We start from the raw sequence: 6,428 nt of genomic DNA, 5'->3' as shown, positions 1-6,428 counted from the left end.
GACGGAAGCATATCTACGTCCTGGTATTTCAACACCCGCTACGACAAGGGCGACCAGGGCCCTCGCAACCAGATCGCCAGTCTGGCCGTGCACGATCTGCAGAACATCGGCGACTACTGCGTGTGGCTCAACGCAGGTGACTTGAGCTTCACCAAGCCGATCCTCGGCCATCGGCAACCCCCGTGCTGAAGACGAGTAGGAGCTGAAAGAACCGTACTGTGCAGGAGTTCAAGACACCCCGACGATCCGCAGTCCCGTTCAGCCGCCAGCAGAATCCGCAGGTCAGCACTGAACACGACTTCGAGAAACGACAATTGGTGGAGGCGGGCGAACTTCCTGGCGCGGGTTCCCGCACTGCGACTCGTCACCGGAATACCGGTTTACGGGTGGTCGCGACGTCCGGTTTTCCAGCCCGGGACGGTGCCCTGTCAGTATGACCACAGCGAAATCACGGCTCGCACCGTTCCAGCTACGCGATGTCAACGGCGCGGATCGGCGGGATGGGTAGACCGCAGGTGGCCACGCTCACCTGACCGAGACCGATATCGAGGCGCTCGGACACGAACTCGACCAGGTCCGCACCGATATCGAGACGTCCCTCGGGCAGCGCGACGACGACTATATCCGGCGGGTCATCCGGGTTCAGCGTGGTCTCGAAGTGGGCGCTCGGCCATAACGTCGGTCACGACGGCGTCCTCGCGGCGTAGGTGTGTGAGGCAGGGTGGGGGCATTCGTAAGTTGGGTCGCCGTACCACGGACACCACTGGCCGGGATGGTCCCACCAGTGGGAAGCGAAGCTTGTCCGGTGATGTGAGAGGCTGGCCTGCCGTGCCGAAATCCTTACCGCAGGAGGAGTCATCCATGTCGAAGGCCGTACGCCGATTCGCACCGATCGCCGTGTTCGCTTCCGCCGCAGCCGGATTGATTGCCGCCGCACCGCAGGCCGCAGCGCACACCATCACCGCGGTCGCAGTCGCGCCCGGTTTGGGTGGCGGCTATGGCACCGGCTGCACCTATCAGGTCTCCGCGACCGTGGACGAGGACGCCTACCGAATCACGTTCATCGACAACGGGTATCCCATCCGCGGCGGTGGGAATCTCCAGGTCTCCGGCAACACGGCATCCCTGGCGTGGACGCCGGGCACGACCGGAAGCCACACCATCACCGCCCTTTTCACCGTCGGTGATCAAGCGCCCGCATCGATCACCGTGCAGGTCAACGGCGCCGGAACCAACCTCGGCAGCAGCTGCTTCGCCCAGTGACGTTTGGTTGATCCTCAGCGACTCGGCGCAGGCCGAACAGTCTGGACACCTGCGGTGAGGATCGTCGACTGTTTGCTATTTGCGGGCGTCAAGTTTCGTTGTTGGCTGGGGATCACGGCCGTCTGCACCCATGCCCGCGAGAAGCAACAGCCCGTCCTCGGCAGGACTGCCAGGGGCCGCGGACTGAACGTCACGGGTTGGGGACCGCTTCTTCCTAGTGGAAGATGGTTCCCATCATGACGAAGCGTTACCCGCCCGAGGTTCGCGAGAAGGCCGTTCGTCTGGTCTTGGAGTGAATGGGCAGGTCGACACCCAGTCCTCGCAGGGTACGAACCAATTCCAGGCGAGTAACGGATTCGGCGTCGTAGAGCCGGTAGCCGGCCAGGCTATGAGTGGTCGGCGGCACGGTCCCTCGATCGGAGTAGAACCGAATCGTCTTGACCGTCAACCCGGTCCGTTCGGCCAAAGCCCTGATGGTGAAGAGCGTGTCGTCGTCCACGCCCGAACACTCCAGCCCCCCCAGATGGAGACTCAAGCCCTGAACCGAAGCAATTTTCGCGGCGCGATCGTCCGGAGCTCCATGGAGCTGTCGCCAACCACAGCGACGCTTCATTGCTACTTCTTCCGATCCCGCCACGACGACCACTACAGTCCAGGGCGTGGACGCGTCGAACGAAGTATCAACACCACCAACGATCTTTCGCTCTTCGTGGGCCCGTTGGTTGGAGATGATGCTGTTGGGCTCGGTGGGAATCGCGGGCGGCTGGCTACTGTTCATGACAACCACCAGCCCTGGCTCGCCGCTGATATTTCCTGTGTTAGCGCCGATCGTCCTGGGAACGCTATCGCTGTTTCTCGGACTCGATCACCTCACTCACCCCACCCCGGATATAGCGATCAACGAGCGGGCAGTCGTAATCAGCCCACACGGCCGAATCCCGTGGACAGCGATAGCGGGCGTCCACCTGATCACGGCCCACGGGAGCAGGTATCTGGCCATCGACATGGCCGAACCCGTGCCGCAACTCACTGAACGCCGTTGGCCCAGCAGGATTTACAGCCCGCTGAACAAGTTCACGGTGGGGTTGCCGGTTGCTGTTTCCGAACGCTGGCTGCGCCCGATATCGCTCGATGACATTGTCGCCGAACTGCAGAACCAGAACCCCAGCCTGGTCGTCACACGATCCGAACGCTGAAAAATCCGAGAGCCGGACCCTCAGCCGCTCCGACCCGGCGATCGAACCAATTCGACGGCTTCGAACAGGCCGTAGCGGCATACGAGAGCGAGGCGTGCCAGAAGGCACTGGCGGCTGCCCCGATCGCGTCGCTCGCGACTTACGCATCGTCGAGGGCATCGACTGACCGGCGGTCTCCGCTATCGCCGAGTACACATACGTGTCACATCCGCCGTCTTCCTCGACCTCAGTCATGATCCGCAGGGCTCCCTCGGGTGTCCTGTCGGTGGCCACCAGTATCCGCGCCACCCGCCAGTCGGCACTGTCCAGATCTCGTCCCAGCAGATCCCGACCGTCGACTCGCTGCCCGTCGACGGTGAATCGTGCCCGGCCCGTCCACTCGTAGCATGTCGGCATCCCCGATCATCAGGTCCTCGCTGACGACGTCCCGCTGCCCCCGCAGCAGCGCTGCATCGAGCCAGCCGGGATCCCGGTCCAAACCGGCTTCGTCGATGAAGTTGCCCCAGGCATGCAACGCATACGTACTGGCGAGATCTTAAGCCCCCTGACGCTTTCATTTCTCGCATGCCCGTTCCGATGACTGCCGCTCAGCGCGAGGTAGCGGAGGCTCATCAGTGGGCTGTGCCGAGCATCGGCCGTCTGATCAAGATTGATGTGGTCGGACTGTTCGTGCCGCACCAGTTCGAACGCGGGCACGCGGTCCTCAGGTGGGCTGTTCCCAGCGAGTGCAGAAGACCCCGGATGCGCGTGATCCGCGGTCCTCCGGTGGTACTTGGCCGCAGGCCTGGAACCAGCGTGCGCGGCCCAAGGCGTCGAATGCCTCCACCGCCGGGGTCCAGTGGCCTTTGGTGATCGGTTGCGAGCAGTCGCGCCACTTCGATTCGACGGCCGGGTCGTTGTCGTAGCTCCACGACAGCCACACCCGGTCGCGATCGGATTGGGAGACAACGAAATCCGCCCACACGATCCACCCGTATCTCGGGTGGCGTTGCGCCCGCAAGGCAACCTCCCGGTCCCGGATGGGGGTGCGCAGCGCCGTCGAGGTCGGATACAAGGTGTGGATTTCGGCGGCCAGGTCCGGCTCGCGCGACTCGCCGCAATCGGAGAACGACATCAGGGGTGAGTCCATGCGCGAACGGTACGGCTGCGGTGCGCGCCAGTCGTTCCATCGCACTCCTGCGCCGATGCCGACGCCGGCGCCGAGAACGGCCACGATCAGGCAGGCCAGCAACGTTCGCCGGATATGAGAATCAATCATCGGGTCGTGTCCAACTGCCGCAGGATGTGGGACCGCGTCCAACGACCTTGAACTCGTCGGGCACCGTCGCGCACACCCGGAACCAGCGGGGCGCGCCCAGCGGGCTGCGGGCTCGTACACCGGCGGTCTGCTGGACCTGGTTCACCAGCTGAGCCGGGCAGTGCTTGATCTGCGAGTCTTGCGGTTCGTAGACGTCGCTCCAGTCCAGCGACAGCTGATCGCGATCCGACATGGGTTGTGTCAGATAGGCGTACGCGATCCACCCCACCGACTCCTCGATCTGCACGCGCAACTCGGCCTGCTGCCGCGGGCGCGGATCACCCGGCGGGCCGTCCGCGGTGTTCATCCGCACGAACCCCCGTGTATTGAGCGGAATCGATTCCGCGCACGGCAGCACCGTGTACCGGCGCGGCCCGACCACCACCCGTGTCACCGTGAACGCCAAGGCGATCGCCGCCACCAAGGAAAGCGCTACTGCCGCCGCCGCGATCTTCCTGTGGTGCGGTGTGATTCGCCGCGCCCAGCGCGCTTTTACGGCGCCCCAGCCGCTCTGTCGATCGCCCGCTGAATTCCCGGCTACCTCGGCGACCGCGTCGTCGATCTCGGTCTGCCGAGGCGTGGCCGCGGGAAGTGCGCCTGCTACGAAATGGCCGTAATCCGAGGTCGATTCGGTCGAATCAGGCCCTCTGGTATTCGACGCTTCGACCGCATCGTCCGAGTCCTCGGTCTCCTCTTCCGATGCGCAGGCGCCCGCATCTTGAGTGGTATTGCCCCCGGCGGCGCGACGATTCGCCACGGCACGGGCGGCTGCGTCCTCGTGGCGTCGTTCGGCCAGACGGGTCCAGGCATCGAAGACGGCGTCGGCCACCTCCACCCCCGGATGACGGCGGGCCAGCGCGTTGCCGAGATAGTCGGCCAGACGACGCGCATCCTGGGCGTTGCGGGGCAGCGATCCGCCACTGAACCAGTTGTAGACGGTGCGGGTGCCGGACAGATGCGCTTTGACCGCCCCGACGGAGATCCGGGCAGTGGCCACGATCTCCGACAGCAGCTCTCCGAACTGCTGCCGCGTTTCCACTGCGGCCGCTCGTCGCGACCAGTCCTTCGAATCGAACGCCGGGCCGTCCGGACCGAGTGGCTGTGCCTCTCCACCGGATGACGCATCGACCACGATCGCAAGCTTAGGGCAGGCGCCGCCGAAACACGGCTGGTCACAATGACTTACGCACACCTTTTTCGAAAAGTGCACTTCAATGCGCACAGCCGTCGCTGCTCTGCTGAAGGCCGGCGGCCGCAGCCTCGGCCACCGCACCGCCGACGGCAGAGACGCCAGGCGAGCCTCCGCTCCACGAAAAGGAACTCACCATGTCCACGACCTTGCCCAGCCGCCTGCGCCGCCTCGCGGGCATCGGCGCCCTCGCGACCGTGATCCTCGCGCCGGTCGCGACGGCGGAGCAGCCGGCAGGAGGAGACCCGTGGCCGGGTATCGGCAATGCGCTCACCGCCGGCTCCCAATTGGATTGGCAGGGCATTCACGCTCGAGTGTCGGCGAACAAGTACACCCTCAGCGCCGATACGGGAACCGGTGGCGGTTACCTCCGAATCCAATACACCTCGCGCACTTCAGGATATGACGATTCCTTCTCCGTGCGGGCAGGCGGGCAGACCGGCGGCGTGCTGCTGACCTCCGCGGCGGCATTCACTGTCTGCGACAGCGCGAACAAGGTCTGCGCACCGGGCTGGACTGCGGCCGGTTGAGCAGAGGGGCATGAACCCTGCGTACACCTGCTACCCGACCAGGGCAGCTGCGCCGGGCCGGTGATGGCCTTCCCTCCGGTACGGCCGTCGGGCAAGTGACAGACCTCTGTAACGGAGTACGTCGTACTCCCCTGCGGCATAGAGCAATTCATTCGCAGTTCACAAATTTATCCTGTTGGTTTCGATCCGAAAGTCTAATCATGCGCCAGTCAATTCTCGCATTCGCTGCCGTGTCGGCGGCTCTCGTCGCCGCCGCTCCCCCGGCCTCCGCGGCTACACACGATGCGCACGCGGTAGTGCAGCTCAACGGCGGCAACGCCGGCGAGGCGAGTGTTCGCTCGGACGGCACGTGGATCTGGGTGTGGTCGGCATCCGGCTACCACGTGACGGTCAACGTCTTCGACCGCTCCGGCAAGAATTTCGGGTTCACCGCCGAGAACGGTGGCAGAACCGAAACTTATTTCTACGACGACGCCGACCAGGTCGCTCTGCCTCTGGAGCACATCACTCTGTGCGTCACCAATCTCTCGGGAACGATGATGCCCAGGTGCTCTAGTCCCGAGTACTTCGTCCACTGAGCGGACCCCGACATCGACTGCTTGCCGGACGCACGGAGATTCGTCGATACCCGCAGGGTTGGCGCGTCGAGGTGGTCCCGCAAGGCATCGAGCGTGCCGTAACGGGCAGGATCGCCCGGATCGCTCCCGGCCGCGATCGTGCAGTCGCGGCCCGGAGGGATCTCGCCCCGGCCTGCTCCGCCGGGACGACTACCGTTCGCGAAGATGGTCCGGCGTCCCATCGCGGCGGCTTCCAGGGGTGTACCGGCCGAGACCGCCCATTCCTCGGACATCCCGGTTCCAAGACCCTCCCGCGCCGGCGGGCACCGACTCGGCAGACCGTGTAGCACTGCTTCGGCAGGGTATCTCGACGGTAAACCAGATCCGACGAAGTAC

Annotated in this window: 8 protein-coding genes; 5 read left to right on the top strand and 3 right to left on the bottom strand. The window is 64.8% G+C overall.

The features are described 5' to 3' along the window. Both NY1_RS43955 and NY1_RS39610 read left to right on the top strand, forming a co-directional pair. On the top strand, positions 1-189 hold a 189-nt coding region (locus NY1_RS43955; protein WP_169815477.1), incomplete at its 5' end, for a hypothetical protein. 672 nt (positions 190-861) lie between these two features. Continuing rightward, complete coding sequence (locus tag NY1_RS39610; protein ID WP_067722868.1) at positions 862-1,263, top strand: hypothetical protein; 402 nt, start codon at positions 862-864, stop codon at positions 1,261-1,263. Positions 1,264-1,510: 247 nt separating this feature from the next. On the opposite strand, the gene NY1_RS39605 is transcribed toward NY1_RS39610, so the two are convergent. After that, entirely contained in the window at positions 1,511-1,762 is a 252-nt protein-coding gene (locus tag NY1_RS39605; RefSeq protein ID WP_084536245.1) for a MerR family transcriptional regulator, read from the bottom strand. 160 nt (positions 1,763-1,922) lie between these two features. On the opposite strand from NY1_RS39605, the gene NY1_RS39600 reads away from it, so the two are divergent. Next, positions 1,923-2,459 carry a hypothetical protein gene (locus NY1_RS39600; protein ID WP_157762799.1) on the top strand — a complete coding sequence of 179 codons (537 nt, stop codon included), beginning with the start codon at positions 1,923-1,925 and terminating at the stop codon, positions 2,457-2,459. 703 nt (positions 2,460-3,162) lie between these two features. Here NY1_RS39600 and NY1_RS39595 read toward each other — a convergent pair. Together NY1_RS39595 and NY1_RS43485 are read right to left on the bottom strand one after the other, a co-directional pair. Continuing rightward, positions 3,163-3,588 carry a hypothetical protein gene (locus NY1_RS39595; RefSeq protein ID WP_157762798.1) on the bottom strand — a complete coding sequence of 142 codons (426 nt, stop codon included), beginning with the start codon at positions 3,586-3,588 and terminating at the stop codon, positions 3,163-3,165. A 121-nt stretch (positions 3,589-3,709) separates the two neighbouring features. Beyond that, positions 3,710-4,888 (bottom strand): hypothetical protein, encoded by a 1,179-nt coding sequence (locus NY1_RS43485; RefSeq protein ID WP_157762797.1) that lies wholly within the window; start codon positions 4,886-4,888, stop codon positions 3,710-3,712. A gap of 194 nt (positions 4,889-5,082) precedes the next feature. On the opposite strand from NY1_RS43485, the gene NY1_RS39585 reads away from it, so the two are divergent. Beyond that, the gene (locus NY1_RS39585) at positions 5,083-5,475 is read left to right on the top strand and encodes a hypothetical protein (protein WP_067722858.1); all 393 of its coding nucleotides are present in this window, start codon (positions 5,083-5,085) and stop codon (positions 5,473-5,475) included. Positions 5,476-5,675: 200 nt separating this feature from the next. Further along, a complete protein-coding gene (locus tag NY1_RS39580; protein WP_067722856.1) occupies positions 5,676-6,053 on the top strand; it encodes a hypothetical protein in 378 nt (125 codons plus the stop codon). Positions 6,054-6,428 lie beyond the last annotated feature (375 nt).

Origin of the sequence: Nocardia yamanashiensis NBRC 100130, from assembly GCF_001613325.1 — a bacterium.
GTDB classification, from domain to species: Bacteria; Actinomycetota; Actinomycetes; order Mycobacteriales; family Mycobacteriaceae; genus Nocardia; species Nocardia yamanashiensis.
This window is presented reverse-complemented; position numbering and strand designations above follow the sequence as displayed.